This window comes from Novosphingobium album (ex Hu et al. 2023) (genome assembly GCF_022832385.1).
GTDB classification, from domain to species: Bacteria; Pseudomonadota; Alphaproteobacteria; order Sphingomonadales; family Sphingomonadaceae; genus Novosphingobium; species Novosphingobium album.
Genome location: NZ_JALHLE010000024.1, coordinates 1 through 16657 on the forward strand (window position 1 = coordinate 1; position 16657 = coordinate 16657).

A 16657-nucleotide genomic window follows, 5' to 3' on the forward strand; every position below is an offset into this window, starting at 1 on the left:
GCCGGTGCGCAGCGCGGGCATCAAGGTGCCCGACGTCGACACGCTGGTCGCCAAGCTCAAGGAAATGGGAGTCGCCTGATGAAGACGCTTGTTTGGGTCGAACACGACAACGCGTCGATGAAGGACGCGACGCTCGCCACTGTTACTGCCGCATCGAAGCTGGGTGAAGTCCACCTCCTCGTTGCCGGTTCGGGCTGCCGCGCGGTTGCCGAGCAGGCCGCGCAGATCGCGGGCGTGGGCAAGGTCCACCTCGCCGACAACGCCGCCTACGAGCACGGCCTTGCCGAAAACGTGGCGCCGCTGATCGTGGAGCTCATGGGCCACCACGACGCCGTGCTGTTTCCCGCCACCACCACCGGCAAGAACGTGGCGCCGCGCGTCGCAGCCCTGCTCGACGTGATGCAGCTCTCGGACATCATCTCGGTCGAGGGCGAGAAGACCTTCACCCGTCCGATCTATGCTGGCAACGCCATCGCCACTGTCGAATCGAGCGATGCCAGGCTGGTGATCACCGTGCGCGGCACCGCCTTCGAGAAGGCCGCCGCAACCGGTGGTTCGGCCGCGATCGAGGACGTCGCCGGGGCCGGTGACGCGGGTCTTTCCAGCTTCGTGGGCGCCGAAGTCGCCAAGTCGGAGCGTCCGGAACTGACCAGCGCCAAGATCATCGTCTCGGGCGGCCGCGCGCTCAAGGACTCGGCCACGTTCGAACAGTACATCATGCCGCTCGCCGACAAGCTCGGCGCTGCCGTCGGCGCCAGCCGCGCCGCGGTCGATGCAGGCTATGTGCCCAACGACTACCAGGTCGGCCAGACCGGCAAGATCGTGGCGCCGGAAGTCTACATCGCGGTCGGCATCTCGGGCGCGATCCAGCACCTCGCCGGCATGAAGGACTCCAAGACCATCATCGCGATCAACAAGGACGAGGACGCCCCGATCTTCCAGGTCGCCGACATCGGCCTCGTGGCGGACCTCTTCAACGCGGTGCCTGAGCTGACCAGCAAGCTCTAATCTCGCGTTAACATATTGAAAGAAACCCCCGGAGGCGACTCCGGGGGTTTTCTTTTGCGCGAATGCATGACGATAAGCATCGCCTTGCCGCCGGAAATTCAAAGGCCCGTATCCGCATCATGAAAAAGCTGCTCTCCGCTCTCCTGGGCATCGGACTGCTCCAGACCTCTTTCCCGGCGCATGCGGAAACGAAAACATACACGCTGCCCCCTGCATCGAAATGGGCCGTGGACTGGGGCCAGGACAGTTGCACTCTGATCCGGGATTTCGGCACGAAGGAACATCGTTTTCTCCTCGGCATGCGCAGCTATGCGCCCGGTTACAGATTCGAGATGACGCTGGCCGGCAAGGAAGCGACACCCCTGCGGGGAAGCTCGGCGCTCACCATTGCCTTCGGTGACGGGACCCCGGTTCCCATCCGACGGAAACAAATAGGGACGTCCGACCTCTACGGTCCGGCCGTGATCTTTTCGGCGCGAGTGGCGGACTGGGACGCCGGTGACAGCGGCGCCGGAGACATCTCCTACAAGCCCGGCCCGGACCCAGACATGGAAAAGAGGATCAATCGCATCACTGTCGAATCGCCTTCGACCAAGCTGGTCCTGCAAACCGGGCCGATGTCCGCGGCAATGGACGCCGTTCGCCAATGCACCGACGACCTTGCCCGCCAACTGGGCCTCGATCCTTCAAGCCTGCAAGGCATAGCGCGCCCGGTCAGCCCGATTAATCAAATTGCCTGGGTGCTCGATATCCAGTCGCTATTCCCCCAGGAATTGATAGCGCAGCGCAAGGATGCACGCGTCGAGCTGCGGGTGGTCGTCGATGCAAAGGGTACACCGGCCCGGTGCGATGCATTTCCCAGCTTCGGCAATGTCGATGTCAAAGACCGCGCCTGCTCGATCATCATGCACTTGGCGAAATTCAAGCCCGCATTGGACAATGCCGGTAACCCCACCGCAGCCATCTATTCCAACACGGTCTTGTACAAGAATTGAAGGCGGGGCCTCCGGCAATCCAGAAGAGAGGCACACTGCCCATGAAATATAGCAAATCCCTCACCGCAGTCTGCGCGCAAACAAGATGAGGAGAGGCTGGATGGGCGATGCCGACACGCGGCTGCAGGAACTCTGGGACCATCACGAGATCCGCCAGATGCTGGCCACCTACTGCCACGGCTGCGACCGCGCGGACCTGACCGAGATGGCCTCGGTCTACTGTGAGGACAGCTGGGACGACCATGGCCCGGACAAGTGTGACGGCAAGGCGTTCGCCCGGCTCATTCTCGACAAGGCCCGGGCGACGACCAAGGTGGTCAGTCATCTGCTGGGCCAGTCGCTGATCCGGATCGACGGGCAGAAGGCCGGGGCCGAAACCTACTTTGTCGCCACCTTGATTGCTGAAACGAAAGAAGGCGAGCGCATGACGCAGCTCGGCGGCCGCTATGTTGACGCCATAGAGCGCGAACAAGGCCATTGGCGTATCAAGGAGCGCCTCTGCGTGCGCGACTGGTCCTGCACGGGTGCGATTGACCCCAGCTATCTGGCGTGCGCAGGCTTCATCGAGGGCCAGCGCGGCCGTGCTGACGTTTCGTGGAACCGGCTAGGTCTGGTGCCCGGAACCACGGGATAAAGCCCCGTCCAGCGTTATGCGGGCAAACGCTGGAACAGGTTGATCACCGTCCGTTCGCCGTCTTCGGGCACGTGGCTGTCGTATTGCACGAACCCAAGCGCCGCAGCCAGCCGTTCGGAAGCGGTGTTGCCTGCCTCGATCATGCAGGCGACCCGCTGGCGCCCCTGCGTCTCGTCGAACCAGGGCATCACCGCTCGCATCACTTCGCCTGCAACGCCCTTGCCCCACCAGTCCTGGCGCACGATCCAGCCCGCCTCCGGCACATCGTCCATACCCTTGCCGAAGCCGCGCCAGGAGTGGAACACGCCGCAGCTGCCGATGATGCCGCTTTCCCCCCGGGGCCGGACGTAGAAAATGCCGTAGCCGTAGAGCGCCCAGCTTCCCGCGTTACGCAAAAGGCGTTCGGACTGCGACAGCACCGTGGGCCGTGCAGGACCCAGGAAGCGCGTCATGTCCTCGCCCGAGAGCAAGTGGACGAGATCGTCCAGATCGCCAGCCGCGGGTGTCCAGAGTTCGAAGCGCTCGGTGGCAAGTATCGGGCCGTGGGTCATAGCCACCGCTCTACGGCGTGGATGGCCAGACCGACAAGCCCGCCGACCACGGTGCCGTTTATGCGGATGAACTGCAGGTCGCGTCCCACCGCGCCCTCGATCCGGTCGGACACCGTCCTGGCATCCCATCGCCTGACCGTCTCGGACACCAGCCGCACGATTTCCGAACCGTAGCGCGAGGAAATGCCGACCAGCGTGCGGCGCGCGAAGCGGTTCACAAGCGCCTGCAGCCGCACGTCCTTATCGAGCGCCTGACCGAGCTGGCTCATCGAATCGCCGAGACTTCCCGCAAGCACCCTGTCCGGATTGCGCATGGCCCGCAGCAGCGCCTCGCGTGCACGCTCCCACATGGCATCCATCCACGCCGCAACGGCAGGGTTTGCCAGCAGTTCCAGCTTCACCCGCTCGACCTTGAGGCGCATCGCTGGATCATTGCGCAAATCGTTTGCCAGCTTCGCGAGCGCATCGTCGATCTTGCCCCGGAGCGGATGGTCGGGTTGCACGATCACTTCGGCCAGCAACCGGTAGGTTCCGTCGAGCACGCCGCTGGCGAGCCGTTCGTCGAGCCCGGTCCAGCGCATGATCGTATTCGCGCGCTGGTGGATCATCGACCGGATCATCGGCTCGTTGGCCTCGACTGTTTCGCCAACCTTGCGCAACAGGCTTTCCAGCACCGGCAGATGGCGTCTGTCGGCAATGGCATTGTCGAGCATCTGGCCCAGCAGCGGCGCAAGTTCGATTTTTTCCAGCTGCCGCCGCAGGCCCGCCTTGACCATGCCGCCCATCTGCTCGGGATCGAGTGATTCCAGAACGTCGGCGAACAGCCCTGCGGCACCCTCGCTCAGCCGCGACTGCTCGCCGCGCCGGGGATCGGCCAGGAATGCCCCCGCGCTCGCAGCCAGATTGAAGCCGTGCAACCGCCGCGCCACGACTTGCGGCGTCAGGAAGTTGTCACGCAGGAACCGGCCCATCGAATCGGCAATCCGGTCCTTGTTGACCGGGATGATCGCGGTATGCGGGATCGGCAGGCCGAGCGGACGGCGGAACAGCGCGGTCACCGCGAACCAGTCAGCCAGGCCGCCAACCATGGCCGCTTCGGCAAAGGCCGTCGCAAAGCCGAGCGGCACGCTCCATTCGGGGTGCAGCACCGCCAGACGCCGAAAAGTGAGGAACGCGGCTGCCATGCCCAGCAACAGACCAGTGGCGAACAGATGCATCCGCCTTGCCCTGGCGGGCATCATGCCTTGCGAAGTCGCGGCCGCTGTGCGCCGGGCTGGCGGCAAGGGTTTCCTTCCGGTTACTCCGCCGGGAACGCCTCGCCGCCCTGGTGGCCGCGATGCGCCTCTTCGGCATGATGGGGTTCGAAGGTCAGCAGCGACTTGCGCAGGCGCGGGCCGATCCGCTTTTCGAAACCGTCGGCAAGGCTGAAGGCTGCCGGCACGATCACCAGCGTAAGCATCGTCGAAAGCAGCAAGCCGCCGATCACGGTGAGCCCCATCGGTGCGCGGAAGGCGCCATCACCCGACAGCGAAAGCGCAGTGGGTACCATGCCCGCGGTCATCGCCACGGTCGTCATGATGATCGGCTGCGCACGCTTGTGCCCCGCATCCATGATGGCATGGAGCTTGTCGACGCCCTTGGCCATTTCCTCGATCGCGAAGTCGATCAGCAGGATCGAGTTCTTGGCGACAATGCCCAACAGCATCAGGATGCCAATATAGACCGGCATCGAAATCGGTTCCCCGATCACGGTCAGCGCGAGCAAGCCGCCGAGCGGCGCCAGCAGCAGCGAAGCCATGTTCACGAGCGGCGAGACGAAGCGCTTGTAGAGAAGGACCAGTACCGCAAAAACCAGGAAAATGCCGCTGATCACCGCGATGATGAAGTTCTGGATCATCTCGGCCTGCCACTTGTCCTCGCCGACGGCAGCGTTTGAAACGCCGCTAGGCAGGTTCTTCATGATCGGCAGGTTCTGAATCTGCTCCATGATCGGGCCCTTGACCTGACCCGAGCCGAGGTCGGCGCCCACGAAAATGCGACGGGCCTGATTATAGCGCTGAATCTGCGTCGGCCCCGCGCCGAAGCGTATCTCGGCGACCCGCTTGAGCGGCACCGAGCCCCCGCTCGCCGTGGCGACGGGGAGGTTTTCGATGGTCGAGAAATCCCGTCGCGAGGACCGGCCGAGAATGACGCGGATCGGCACCTGGCGGTCGCTGAGCGAGAACTTGGCGGCGTTCTGGTCAATTTCGCCCAGGGTTGCGATGCGAATGGTCTGGCTGAGCGCGGACGTGGTCACACCCAGCTGCGCCGCAAGATCGAGGCGCGGCACGATGACGAGCTCAGGGCGCTGCAGGTCGGCAGCGATGCGCGGTGCGACGACACCCGGAATCGTGCGCATCTGCTCCGCCAGCGTCTGCGCGGTCTTGTTCAGCAATTCGCTGTTGCTGCCCGACAGCATCACCGAAATGTCGCGCCCGCTTCCGAAGCCGCCCGACTGCGAAGCGAAGCTGACGCGGGCATCGGCAATCTGCTGAAGCTGTGGCGCAAGACGGCGTTCGAACTCGATGCTGGTCGCCTTGCGCTCATGTGCGGGCTTCAGGGAAACGTAGAGCGATCCCGAACCCTCGCGGCTCGCCTGCAGCACGTTCTGCACCTCGGGCTGCTGCTCTATCAGATGCGTAACCCGCGTCGCCACAGCATCGGTCTGCTCGATCGTGGTTCCGGGCACCATCTCGATGTTGACCTGGCTGTCATCATTGTTGGTGTTTGGCTGGAACTGCTGCGGCAGTCCCGCGAGCAGCGCGAATGTCACGACCAGCGCATAGATGCCGCCGCAGAACGCGTAGAAGCGGTGATCGTGCATGCGCGCACTGACGCGATCCGTGAAATATCGGTACCAGCGACCGAGCCCGCCCATTGCGGCGAGCACCACACGGGACACCTTGCCCAGGACCAGGACCCCGACCGGGATGCCGAGCGGAGCAATCACAGCAGCCAGAACGAACGCGGCCTTGTCCAGACCGAGGTGCTCCAGCCCCGTCTGCGTCATCCAGAATATGCCGCCTGCCAGCGCCATGCCCGCCCCCAGGATGACCACGGTCAGCAGCGTCGCGACGATGAAGTACCACCATTGGGCCGGCGCCGTTACCAGCGCCGCCTTGCGGCGGTGCGCCTCACGGGAATCCAGCGTCCAGGCGAGGACCTTCATGTAAAGATCCATGGCCTTGCCGCCGCCATGCTCCGCGTGGCCATGCGCCTTGAGGAAGTAGGCCGCGACCATCGGCGTGATCAGGCGTGCGACAGCAAGGCTCATCAGCACCGCGACCACGACCGTCAGGCCGAACGCCTTGAAGAACTGGCCGGGAATGCCGGGCATCAGGCCCACCGGCAGGAACACCGCGACGATCGAGAAGGTGGTGGCCACGACCGCCAGCCCGATTTCGTCAGCCGCGTCGATCGACGCCTGATAGGCGCTCTTGCCCATGCGCATGTGTCGCACGATGTTCTCGATTTCGACGATCGCGTCGTCGACCAGCACGCCGGCCACCAGACTGAGCGCCAGCAGCGACAGGAAGTTCAGCGTAAAGCCGAGCATGTCCATGAACCAGAACGTCGGGATCGCCGAAAGCGGGATCGCGATGGCCGAAATGAACGTCGCCCGCCAGTCGCGCAGGAACAGATAAACGATCACGATGGCCAGCACCGCGCCTTCGACCAGCGCCTCCATCGAACTGCTGTACTGGCCCTTGGTATAATCGACCGGTGCGAAGAGCCGTGTGATGTGAATGTTCGGGTTGTCTTGCTCGATCTTCTTCAGCTTCTCCATCGCCCCGTCGTAGACCGTGACGTCGGACGCGCCGAGCGCGCGCTTGAAGCTGAACGTGACGACCTGGCGGCCATGCAGCTTGGCGATCCGGGTCTGTTCGGAATAGCCATCGTAGACCTTCGCGATGTCAGTCAACTTGATCTGGCGGCCGCTGCCCAGATTGATCCGTGTCTGCGACAGGTCGAAGGCGGTATCCGCATTGCCCAGAACGCGCACCGACTGGCGCGATCCGGCAATCTCGGCCTGTCCGCCGGCCGCATCGGTGTTGACCTGGCGCAGGGCATTGTTGACGTCGCGCACGGTCACGCCAAGCGCATTCATCCGCTCGGGGTCAACAACGACTCGGATTTCCCGGTCGACGCCGCCATTGCGGTTTACTTCGGCCATTCCTTCAACGGATAGCAGCGACTTCGCGATGGTATCGTCGACGAACCAGCTGAGCTGCTCCATCGTCATGTCATCCGCGCTGACTGCGAAGTAGGCCAGCTCGTTGCCGCTCGACTCCACCTTGGTCACTTGTGGCTCAAGGATGCCGTCCGGCAGATCGCTGCGGATCTGGTCAACCGCGTTCTTGACCTGATTGGTCGCAACATCGGCATTGGTACCGACGGAAAAGAACACGACCGTCGTCGAGCCCCCCTCGGACGCGGTCGACTGGATTTCCTCGACGCCGGGCACCGAACGCGCCGCGCTCTCGATCTTCTGGGTGACCTGCGTCTCGATCTCGGTCGGCGCCGCACCCGGCTGGGTCACGCGGACGATCACGCCGGGAAACTCGATATCCGGCATGTTGTTCACGTCCATGCGATTGAACGAGACGATGCCGGCGATCATCACGCCGATGAAGAAGACGATGGGGATGATCGGGTTGCGGATCGACCATGCCGAGATGTTGCGCAGGCTCATGCGCCCCTCACTTGCCTTCGGTGACGAGCTTGGTTTTCACCTTGTCCCCGTCGTTGAGGAACCCGCCAGCGCGCAGCACGACTTTTTCCGAGCCCGTGAGCCCTGAACTGACGGCAATGCCGTTCGCCGTTACCAGACCGGTCTTGACCGGCGTGCGGTGGACCACGCCCTTGGCGTCAACGACATAGACGAACGAGCCTCTGGTATCGTTCTGGATCGCCGATTCCGGCAGCATTGGCGCCACCACGGTTCCGCTGTTGATAGTGGCGCTGGCAAAACCGCCGGGACGCAGCGCCTTGTCATAGCTGAGCGCAATGCGCGCCGTGCCCTGTCGGGTCTGCTGGTCGATGACCGGCGAAATCTGCCAGACCTGACCGGCAAAGCTCTGGCCCGATCCCACCGGCTTGACGCTGGCGGGAACACCGACAGAAATGGTTGCGAGATCATCCTCGCCCAACTGCGCCAGCAATTCCATCTGCCCGTCCTTGGCAATGCTGAACAGCACGGTGCCACCGCCGCCGACCACCTGCCCGGGCTCGACATTGCGAGTCAGCACGAGACCAGCTTCCGGCGCAACGATGTTGAGACGCGCGGCCTGGGCCTGCAGCTGCCGCAAGGTCGCCTGCGCGACCTTGACGCGGGCCACAGCGGCATCGCGGGTCGCAGTCAGCCGGTCGACATCGGCTGTCGAGATGAAGCCGCGATCCACCAGCTTGAGCGCGCGGTCGAGATTGGCCTGCGCCAGCTGCGCATCGGCCTCCGCCACGCTGACCTGCGCGGCCTGGCTGGCCTGCTGCTGGGTCTGGACCGAACGGTCGACCACCGCCAGCACCTGTCCCTTGTTCACCCAGTCGCCGGGCTCGACGAGGACCGAGCGGACCTCGCCACCCTCACCTACGGAACCGACCGGCATTTCGCGGCGGGCAGCCAACGTGCCGGTCGCATTGATCTCGCCGGCTACGGTCGTCTTGCCCGGGGCAATGACGGTCACGACAGGGATCTGTTCGGCAGCAGTGTTCGCAGCCGTACCCCCATCGCCGCGGTGCAGAAGGAACCAGATACCGATGATCGCGGCGACAGCGATCACAGCGACAATCCAGATCTTCCGGCCCGCCGCGCGATCCCTGTAAAAATCGCCCGCCAGTGGATTTCCGGGAGCCTCTTCCAGTTCCTCGTCCATCATTTCGATCTTGGTATCGTAATTCATCAAGTCACCGCACCAGTCACTGCCGCCCGGCGGGGCCTCGTGACCTTATTAGCCGCAAGAAGACATGTCACGCACGACATCGGCCACTTGCAAGGCCTAAAGCTATGCCTGCTGCCATATACGGGCAGCGGTAGAGTGGCAACGTGAACTCGGTTTGGAGCGGATCGGCATCGACGAACGACTTCATTGCGGAAAAGCACTGCAAGACGCTCCATTTATTACAAAAAACGACAAAAAAGCGGTGGCAAAATCGCTTTTGCCACCGCCTGATTGAACCTTTGAGCCTTGAAACGCCGTGTCAGTATTTCTGCTGGCGCTCGTAAAGGTCACGATAGTGTTGAATTCGGGTCACACGTAGTCCCTGCATCCCGGAACGGTCGACGGCGCGCTGCCACGACGCGAATTCCTCCAGAGTGAGCTGGTAGCGTTCGCACACTTCGTCAATCGAAAGCAGCCCGCCATTGACGGCCGCGACGACCTCCGCCTTGCGGCGCACAACCCAGCGGGTCGTGTTCGGCGGAGGCAGACTGTCCAGTGTCAGCGGCTCGCCGAGAGGCCCGATTACCTGCGCAGGACGGATTTTCTGGTTCTCGATCATCTTTACCCTCGTCCGCCGGTGCTGCTTGTGTCGGCGACTGGAGCGATTTTGGCCTCGCCAGACTTGCAATAGACTAAAGCAGTTGGGTTAACGGATCTTGATACATCTTCGTATGTGGTGAGCACGGATGCAGCGCAACCGTCGAAGCTGCCACGCAGCCTGAGCCGCAGAGGCCTTGCATCCCCGCTCATAACGGCGCCGACTTCATGCGCCGCGAACAGGCGCGAGCGCAGGTCCTGCCAATCGAGCGGCAACCGGAATTCTGTTAACGTATGGCCCGCCCCAACCTGTTGCGGCTGGCCTGTCATGCAGGTTTTGTGATCATGAGCGATGTTCATGACACAGCCTATAACCCGCAGTTGGTCAAAGGACGGTAAAGGAGAGCATTACACTTCTTTGACCAAGTTTAATGCAATCGTTAACTGCCTCGCCCGTCACGCCGGTGCCGTTCTGTGTAGGAAAGCGGCGCTGTCGGCTGTATGGGGCGCCTCATGAGCCTCCCGTTCCACCTGCCTGCCGGTTTTGATCCGGTCAAATTGTGGCAATTGCCCGGACCACTGTCCGAAAGCCGCATCGTTGTCGCCATGTCGGGCGGCGTCGACAGTTCGGTCGTTGCCGCGCTCGCTGCCGCCAGCGGCGCGGAAGTGATCGGCGTGACCTTGCAGCTTTACGACTATGGCGCCGCGACCGGCCGCAAGGGTGCCTGCTGCGCGGGCGACGACATCCGCGATGCGCGGGCCGTCGCCGATCGTCTCGGCATCGCGCATTACGTGTTCGACCACGAGAGCAGCTTTCGCGAGGAAGTGGTCGAACGCTTTGCCGACGATTACCTCTCCGGCCGCACCCCGATTCCCTGCATCCGCTGCAACATGGGTCCCAAGTTCACCGACCTGCTGGCCATGGCTCGCGAACTGGGCGCCGATTGCCTCGCCACCGGTCACTACGTGCGCCGCGTGACGGGGCATGCCGGGCCTGAACTGCACCGCGCCACCGATCCGGCCCGCGACCAGAGCTATTTTCTTTACGGCACGACCGAGGAACAGCTGGAGTTCCTCCGCTTCCCGCTCGGCGGTCTGCCCAAGACCGAAACCCGCCACCTCGCCGAGCTGGCGGGCCTGCGCGTGGCGGACAAGCCCGACAGCCAGGACATCTGCTTCGTGCCCGACGGCGACTATGCCAAGGTCGTTCGCTCGGTGCGCCCCGAAGGCGAAGCACCGGGCGAAATCGTCCACGCCGAGAGCGGCGAGATCCTGGGCACGCATCGCGGCGTGATCCACTATACCGTCGGCCAGCGCCGCGGGCTCGAGATCGGCGGCCAGCCGGAGCCGCTCTACGTCACCCGCATCGATGCCGAAACGCGCCGCGTCCTTGTCGGCGCGCGACGCCTTCTCGCCACAGCTTCGGCCCGAATTGCCGAGACCAACCGCATCGGCCCTCTGCCGGATGGGCTGCTCACGGCCAAAGTGCGCTCGCTGGCAAAGCCCGTGCCCGTCACGCTCGAAGGCCCGCTGGGAGATGGTGCTGAAGCGGTGATCCGTTTCGCCCAGCCCGAATATGGCGTCGCGCCCGGTCAGGCGGCGGTGATCTACGCCGGCGAGCGCGTGGTCGGCGGCGGCTGGATCGAAGAAACCACCCCCTGGGAGAACCCCGCCTGATGAAAACGATCGGACTGATCGGCGGCATGAGCTGGGAAAGCTCGGCAGAATATTACCGCATCATCAATCAGGCGGTGCGCGCCCGCCTCGGCCCCGAGGCTTCGGCGCAATGCCTGCTATGGTCGTTCGACTTCGCGGAAATCGCGGCGCTCCAGCGCGCGGGCGACTGGCAGGCCCTGACCAGGAAGATGATCGATGCCGCGCGGCGGCTGGAGGCAGGCGGGGCGGACATGCTGCTGATCTGCACCAACACCATGCACCGTATGGCCAGCGAAGTGCAGGACGCGGTTCCGCTTCCCCTGCTGCACATCGCCGATGCCACCGGTGCCGCAATAGCCGAACGGCAGCTGGACCGGGTCGCTCTGCTCGGCACCGCCTTCACGATGGAACAGCCCTTTTACCGGGAACGCCTGCGCGAACGGTTCGGGCTCGACGTCCTCGTACCCGATGAAACGGACCGCGCCACAGTGCACCGGATCATCTACGAGGAACTGATCGCGGGTCGGATCGAACCGGCCTCGCGGCAGGCTTACCGCGAGGTGATCGCCCGGCTGGTGGAACGCGGCGCGCAGGGGGCAATCCTGGGCTGCACCGAGATCCCGCTGCTGGTTTCGGACGAAGACGCAGCGGTGCCGCTCTTCGACACAACGCGGCTTCACGCCGAAGCCGCTGTCGCCGCCGCGCTGGACAGCTAGCGGGCGGCCGCTTCCCCCGGCACACCCGCCTGCCACGCCACTATTGCACCCCCAGAAACGGCACCGGCCCGCTGCCGCTGTAAGTCGGCAGCTTGCCGTCCCACTTCTCGACCGCGCGCAGCTTCACGATCTCCGGGTTGGTGCGGATCGCTTCGGCTTCCACCTGAATCGCCTTGGCATCGCCCTGCGCCTTGGCGACGCGCGCCTCGGCATCGGCCTTTGCCGTCGCGACATTGGCCTGTGCGGCAAGCGCGGCCTGTTCGTTGGCGATCTTGGCGTTGATCTGCTCGAGCACCTGCCTGGGCACGACGATATTGCCGGCCCAGTAGACCTGCTCCACCTGCAACCCGACCGGCGCGAAGAAGGCTTCCACTCGTTTCTGCGCGGTCTGGATCAGCTCCGCCTTGTGGTCGCCGTAGATCTGCTCGACGCCGAGTTGCGCCGCGCGCTCGACGATGGCATTGCGGATCGCGTTGCGCAGAGGGCCAGCGATAATCTGGTCCATGTCCGTGCGATAACGCTGGAACAGGATCGCCGCGCGCGCGGGATCGACGTGATAGCTCACCGCGACGTCGGCCGAGAGCGACAGGCCGTTCTTGTCCTGAAAGGTGAAGCTCTCGTCGATCGGGCTCTGCTCGGTAGGATTGGCCGTCCAGGTATAGGTGCGGGTGAACACCGGATACTCGTAGATATGCGTTCCTGGCGGCGCGAGATACCAGCCCACGCCGAGCGAATCCGGCGAGACGCCGCCCGCGATGTTGTTCACGCGAATGCCGACATTGCCCGGCTCCACGCGGGCCAGCGAGGTCGAAGCCAGCAGGCCCACGGCGACAAGCCCGGCCACCCATCCGGCCCGGCCGGGAAAGTGCCGCATCGCCCGGCCCAGCCTGGACAACGCGCCTCGGCGCGGATTCTCACTGTCGAGATAGCTCATTGTCATTCTCCATTCGGGGGAGAAGCGCTCCCCTGCCGTTGCCGACGGGCGGCACGCGAACGGGCATCCGGCAGACAGCCGGGTCCGGCCTTACGATGAAGGCATCATTGCTGGTGGGGTTTCGGGGTCGAGGGATGCGCGGGATGCCCGAAAGGGGCACCGCGCAGGCGCAGGACGACGAAAGCGACAGCCAAAATCACGTCGTGCAGAAGGGCTCATGCCCTCACGCACCGGACCTAAAGCTCAAGCCAGAACGCCGTTACACCTGCTCCTTTGCATGCCGGATGCATGCCTTACCGTTTCGACATGGGGAATTTACCAGCCCCCGCCCCCCGCGCAAGGAAAACCGGATGTGGCGTTGCCGATTTCCGGTGCGGCCGTGCGGCGAGGCGCTTACTCGTCCCAGGGTTCGAGCTGGCAGCCGGTCTTTTCGCTGAATACCGCGCTCTGGTGCGCCAGCAAGGGCAGTCCGGCACTGACCGTTTTCGTGGCCGGATCGTCCGACAGCGAAACGAGCCCAGCAACGCGCCCGAGACCGGCTGCCTTGAGATCGCCCTCGCAGCTCTTGAACGGCCTCTGTGAGACATAGCGGCACACGCAACCGACACGCGCGCCATAAGCCGCGCCAACGAGCGCCTTTTCATGCAGACCGCGCCAGTTCCAGCCGAGAAGTGCCAGCGCCGCCACGATAGTCAGCAAAATCAGGTTGCGAAGCCAGCGCGAAGGCTGGCGCGTGCGGTAAGACACGGCCTGTTTGTCCCCCATAGGCCATTTTCCGGGTGTTGCCATTCGCTCGCGCCTCGCACATCACACCGCGCGTCATGCCGGTGCGCCGCCTTCCCCATATCCTCGCCCTGCTCGCGCTGCCAACCCTGTGGGGCTGTGGACAGTCCGCGCCCGAAGGCCCACCCCCACCGAGCAATGCTTCGATTGCCGCGATCAAGGACGATGGCGGTGCCCCGCAAGTGCCGCTGGCCCGCGCCATCGACGCGCTGTTCGATGCGGAGAGCGTCGGCAAGACCGAAGCGCTGGTGATCATGAAACGCGGTTCGGTGATCTCCGAACGCTATGGCGAGGGCATCACCGCGAAAACGCGCCTGCCCGGCTGGAGCATGGGCCAGTGCGTGACCGCGCTGATGATCGGCCAGCTCGTCAGCGACGGACGCCTGCGCCTCAACGAATCGGCCCCGGTGCCCGACTGGCAACGCCCGGGCGACCCGCGCGGCGTGATCACGCTCAAACAGTTGCTGCAAATGCGCTCCGGCCTGCGCCACGAAGAAAACCCGGTGTTCGGTGACGGCGCAGAGCCCCCCCAATCCGACCGCATGCGCATGCTGTTCCTTGACGGGCGCGACGACATGGCGGCCTATGCCGAAGCCCAGCCGCTCGAGGCCCCGGCCGGACAGATATTCGAGAATTCCTCGGCTACGGCCATCATCCTCTCGGACCTTGCCGCGCGCGTGCTGGCGCCCGACCGCGATCCCGGCCGCCGCCGGGATGCCGTGAACGCCTATCTGAAGAACCGCGTGCTCGGCCCCATCGGCATGGTTTCGACACTGGTGGGATACGACCGGGCCGGCACCATGATCGGCGCCGGGATGGTCCACGCCAGTGCCCGCGACTGGGCGAAGCTGGGCGAGTTCCTGCGCCACACCGGTTCGGTAAGGGGCGCTCAGATCCTGCCGCGCCGCTGGGTTCAGTTCATGCTGGCGCCAAGCCCGCGCAACGAAGGCTACGGCGCGGGTGTATGGCTCAACAAGGCGCCGCCGGGAGACGATGCCCGCCTCTACCCCAATACGCTTCCCTCCAGTGTCTTCGGCTGCCTGGGCGAGTACGGGCAATATGTGATCGGCTCACCGGACCAGCTTCTCACCGTGGTGCGGCTGGGAGAGAGTGACGCGACCCAACAGCGCGTGCTGCACCAGCGGCTGGGAGAGCTGGTGGCACTTTTCCCGGGCGGGAAAGAGTAGGCGCGCTACTCCGCCGTTCCCACGTGGATCGGCGGCAGCACATTCTTGCCGGCATTGCCCCGTTCGTCGACAAGTCCGTCAGGATCGGTGTGAATCAGAACTTCAACATCAGGGAACTCGGCATGGATGCGCGCTTCGATGTCGTCCATGACCCGGTGCGCCTGCCGCACGGTCATCTTGGGATCAACCCAGATGTGGAACTGTACGAAATCCTTGTTGCCTGACGTGCGCGTGCGCAGGTCATGCACGCCGCTGATGTCCGGATAACGGGCAAGTACCTGCAGGAAGCGCGCCTTCTTCTCCGCCGGCCACTCATGGTCCATGAGTTGCTCGAGCACCTGTTTCGACGCGCCCCATGCGCCCCAGCCCAGCCACGCCGCGATGCCCAGACCGAACAGCGGATCGGCTCCCTTGAGCCCGGCGTACTGGTCCAGCGCCAGTGCCGCGATCACCGCGAGATTGAGCAGCAGGTCCGACTGGTAATGCACGTTGTCGGTGGTGATCGCGAGGCTGCCGGTCTTGCGGATGACATGGCGCTGCCAGGCCAGCAGCGCGAAAGTCACCACGATCGCCGCCACGGAAACGCCAATGCCTTGCGCCGCGGCTTCGACCCGGTGGCCGGCCAGGAACTGTTCTACCGCACGGCTGGCGATACCCAGGGCCGAAATGCAGATGAGCACGATCTGGAACAAGGCCGCGATCGCCTCCGCCTTGCCATGACCGAAGCGGTGCTTGTCGTCGGCGGGCTGCGCGGCAATCCATACGCCGAGCAAAGTCGCAAGGCTGGCGACGAGATCGAGCACGGTATCGGCAAGACTGCCGAGCATCGCCGTCGATCCGGTCGACCACGCCGCCCAGCCCTTGATGCCCAGAAGCAACGTCGCTGCGGAAATGCTGGCAAACGCCGCGCTGCGATTGAGATGTCCGTGTTCGGTCATGCCACCCCGCTCACGGATAGAGCAGCGTGCTGGACCAGCCGCCGTCCGTATCGCGCATGAAGCGGCGCCGTTCGTGCAGGCGATGCAACCGGTCCTGCCAGAATTCGATGGCGGCAGGCACGACGCGATAGCCGCCCCAGTGACCGGGCCGTTCCACGTCCTTGCCCTCGAACCGGTCGCGCGCTTCCTCGTAACGGGCAAGGAACGTCTCGCGACTGTCGAGCGGGGCAGACTGGTCGGATGCCACCGCGCCAATCTGCGAATCACGCGCCCGCGAATGGAAATAGGCGTCGGCCTCTTCCTGCGTTACCGGCTGGAGATGGCCTTCAATGCGGATCTGGCGGCGCAGGCTTTTCCAGTGGAACAGCAGCGCCACGTTCGGATTCGCGGCAATCTCGCGCCCTTTGCGCGAACGGCCGTTCGTATAGAATACGAAGCCATCCGGCCCGTAACCCTTGAGCAGCACCATGCGCACCGACGGGAACCCGTCCGGCGTGGCCGTGGCCAGAGCCATCGCATTGGAATCGTTAAGCTCGGTCGCCCGCGCCTCGTCATACCAGACCTTGAACAGGCCGAACGGATCGCCATGCGGGACGACTTCGCGCGCGAGTTCAGTTTCCATGGCGATATCCTGATGCGACTGACACGTTTGACACTGTCCTAAACTGAAAGAACCGGAGGATCGCTGCCCTGCCGCGAACCGCCACCCGGCACCTTGATCCGGGACAATTCGCGGGCAC

At 64.3% G+C, this 16657-nt stretch carries 16 protein-coding genes and 1 pseudogene; 7 read left to right on the plus strand and 10 right to left on the minus strand.

All coding sequences use genetic code 11. The annotated features are described in order from the left end of the window. The 4 genes and pseudogenes from MTR64_RS14725 to MTR64_RS14740 all read left to right on the plus strand — a co-directional run. A pseudogene (locus tag MTR64_RS14725) lies at positions 1–79 on the plus strand (electron transfer flavoprotein subunit beta/FixA family protein); the annotation flags it as partial. Next, entirely contained in the window at positions 79–1008 is a 930-nt protein-coding gene (locus tag MTR64_RS14730; protein ID WP_243994939.1) for an electron transfer flavoprotein subunit alpha/FixB family protein, read from the plus strand. The pseudogene MTR64_RS14725 and the gene MTR64_RS14730, both read left to right, overlap by 1 nt. 119 nt (positions 1009–1127) lie before the next feature. Beyond that, positions 1128–2003 (plus strand): energy transducer TonB, encoded by an 876-nt coding sequence (locus tag MTR64_RS14735; protein ID WP_243994941.1) that lies wholly within the window; start codon positions 1128–1130, stop codon positions 2001–2003. Positions 2004–2103: 100 nt separating this feature from the next. Next, the gene (locus MTR64_RS14740) at positions 2104–2637 is read left to right on the plus strand and encodes a nuclear transport factor 2 family protein (RefSeq protein ID WP_243994943.1); all 534 of its coding nucleotides are present in this window, start codon (positions 2104–2106) and stop codon (positions 2635–2637) included. Between the two features lie 14 nt (positions 2638–2651). Here MTR64_RS14740 and MTR64_RS14745 read toward each other — a convergent pair whose 3' ends face one another. The 6 genes from MTR64_RS14745 to MTR64_RS14770 form a co-directional block, all read right to left on the minus strand. Further along, positions 2652–3188 (minus strand): GNAT family N-acetyltransferase, encoded by a 537-nt coding sequence (locus MTR64_RS14745; RefSeq protein WP_243995206.1) that lies wholly within the window; start codon positions 3186–3188, stop codon positions 2652–2654. Further along, positions 3185–4405: a DUF445 domain-containing protein gene (locus MTR64_RS14750; RefSeq protein ID WP_243994945.1), complete on the minus strand. Its 1221-nt coding sequence runs from the start codon at positions 4403–4405 to the stop codon at positions 3185–3187. The genes MTR64_RS14745 and MTR64_RS14750 overlap by 4 nt, the downstream gene beginning before the upstream one ends. A gap of 80 nt (positions 4406–4485) precedes the next feature. Further along, a complete protein-coding gene (locus tag MTR64_RS14755) occupies positions 4486–7920 on the minus strand; it encodes an efflux RND transporter permease subunit (RefSeq protein WP_243994947.1) in 3435 nt (1144 codons plus the stop codon). Between the two features lie 7 nt (positions 7921–7927). After that, positions 7928–9127 carry an efflux RND transporter periplasmic adaptor subunit gene (locus MTR64_RS14760; protein WP_243994949.1) on the minus strand — a complete coding sequence of 400 codons (1200 nt, stop codon included), beginning with the start codon at positions 9125–9127 and terminating at the stop codon, positions 7928–7930. Between the two features lie 298 nt (positions 9128–9425). After that, positions 9426–9725, minus strand: a complete 300-nt coding sequence (locus MTR64_RS14765; RefSeq protein WP_243994951.1) for a DUF1153 domain-containing protein — start codon at positions 9723–9725, stop codon at positions 9426–9428. A gap of 2 nt (positions 9726–9727) precedes the next feature. Then, on the minus strand, positions 9728–10063 hold the full coding sequence (locus MTR64_RS14770; protein WP_243994954.1) for a hypothetical protein: 336 nt from the start codon (positions 10061–10063) through the stop codon (positions 9728–9730). Positions 10064–10216: 153 nt separating this feature from the next. On the opposite strand from MTR64_RS14770, the gene mnmA reads away from it, so the two are divergent. Further along, positions 10217–11380, plus strand: a complete 1164-nt coding sequence (gene mnmA, locus MTR64_RS14775) for a tRNA 2-thiouridine(34) synthase MnmA (RefSeq protein WP_243994956.1) — start codon at positions 10217–10219, stop codon at positions 11378–11380. Beyond that, complete coding sequence (locus tag MTR64_RS14780) at positions 11380–12075, plus strand: aspartate/glutamate racemase family protein (RefSeq protein WP_243994958.1); 696 nt, start codon at positions 11380–11382, stop codon at positions 12073–12075. The genes mnmA and MTR64_RS14780 overlap by 1 nt, the downstream gene beginning before the upstream one ends. Before the next feature lie 40 nt (positions 12076–12115). Here MTR64_RS14780 and MTR64_RS14785 read toward each other — a convergent pair whose 3' ends face one another. Together MTR64_RS14785 and MTR64_RS14790 are read right to left on the minus strand one after the other, a co-directional pair. Next, positions 12116–13009 (minus strand): SPFH domain-containing protein, encoded by an 894-nt coding sequence (locus tag MTR64_RS14785; protein ID WP_243994960.1) that lies wholly within the window; start codon positions 13007–13009, stop codon positions 12116–12118. A gap of 393 nt (positions 13010–13402) precedes the next feature. Continuing rightward, a complete protein-coding gene (locus MTR64_RS14790; RefSeq protein ID WP_243994962.1) occupies positions 13403–13756 on the minus strand; it encodes a hypothetical protein in 354 nt (117 codons plus the stop codon). Positions 13757–13830: 74 nt separating this feature from the next. On the opposite strand from MTR64_RS14790, the gene MTR64_RS14795 reads away from it, so the two are divergent. Then, a complete protein-coding gene (locus MTR64_RS14795) occupies positions 13831–14979 on the plus strand; it encodes a serine hydrolase domain-containing protein (protein ID WP_419144953.1) in 1149 nt (382 codons plus the stop codon). A 5-nt stretch (positions 14980–14984) separates the two neighbouring features. On the opposite strand, the gene MTR64_RS14800 is transcribed toward MTR64_RS14795, so the two are convergent. After that, positions 14985–15917 carry a cation diffusion facilitator family transporter gene (locus MTR64_RS14800; RefSeq protein WP_243994966.1) on the minus strand — a complete coding sequence of 311 codons (933 nt, stop codon included), beginning with the start codon at positions 15915–15917 and terminating at the stop codon, positions 14985–14987. Positions 15918–15927: 10 nt separating this feature from the next. Continuing rightward, positions 15928–16539, minus strand: a complete 612-nt coding sequence (pdxH, locus tag MTR64_RS14805) for a pyridoxamine 5'-phosphate oxidase (protein ID WP_243994968.1) — start codon at positions 16537–16539, stop codon at positions 15928–15930. Positions 16540–16657 lie beyond the last annotated feature (118 nt).

Excerpts from the sequence above, each read along its gene's own strand:
- MTR64_RS14735 (WP_243994941.1), top strand. The coding sequence starts at position 1,128 with ATGAAAAAGCTGCTCTCCGCTCTCCTGGGCATCGGACTGCTCCAGACC.
- mnmA (WP_243994956.1), top strand. The coding sequence starts at position 10,217 with ATGAGCCTCCCGTTCCACCTGCCTGCCGGTTTTGATCCGGTCAAATTG.
- MTR64_RS14755 (WP_243994947.1), bottom strand. The coding sequence starts at position 7,920 with ATGAGCCTGCGCAACATCTCGGCATGGTCGATCCGCAACCCGATCATC.
- MTR64_RS14745 (WP_243995206.1), bottom strand. The coding sequence starts at position 3,188 with ATGACCCACGGCCCGATACTTGCCACCGAGCGCTTCGAACTCTGGACA.
- MTR64_RS14750 (WP_243994945.1), bottom strand. The coding sequence starts at position 4,405 with ATGCATCTGTTCGCCACTGGTCTGTTGCTGGGCATGGCAGCCGCGTTC.
- MTR64_RS14760 (WP_243994949.1), bottom strand. The coding sequence starts at position 9,127 with ATGAATTACGATACCAAGATCGAAATGATGGACGAGGAACTGGAAGAG.
- MTR64_RS14770 (WP_243994954.1), bottom strand. The coding sequence starts at position 10,063 with ATGAACATCGCTCATGATCACAAAACCTGCATGACAGGCCAGCCGCAA.
- MTR64_RS14800 (WP_243994966.1), bottom strand. The coding sequence starts at position 15,917 with ATGACCGAACACGGACATCTCAATCGCAGCGCGGCGTTTGCCAGCATT.
- MTR64_RS14765 (WP_243994951.1), bottom strand. The coding sequence starts at position 9,725 with ATGATCGAGAACCAGAAAATCCGTCCTGCGCAGGTAATCGGGCCTCTC.
- pdxH (WP_243994968.1), bottom strand. The coding sequence starts at position 16,539 with ATGGAAACTGAACTCGCGCGCGAAGTCGTCCCGCATGGCGATCCGTTC.
- MTR64_RS14780 (WP_243994958.1), top strand. The coding sequence starts at position 11,380 with ATGAAAACGATCGGACTGATCGGCGGCATGAGCTGGGAAAGCTCGGCA.
- MTR64_RS14740 (WP_243994943.1), top strand. The coding sequence starts at position 2,104 with ATGGGCGATGCCGACACGCGGCTGCAGGAACTCTGGGACCATCACGAG.
- MTR64_RS14785 (WP_243994960.1), bottom strand. The coding sequence starts at position 13,009 with ATGAGCTATCTCGACAGTGAGAATCCGCGCCGAGGCGCGTTGTCCAGG.
- MTR64_RS14730 (WP_243994939.1), top strand. The coding sequence starts at position 79 with ATGAAGACGCTTGTTTGGGTCGAACACGACAACGCGTCGATGAAGGAC.
- MTR64_RS14795 (WP_419144953.1), top strand. The coding sequence starts at position 13,831 with ATGCCGGTGCGCCGCCTTCCCCATATCCTCGCCCTGCTCGCGCTGCCA.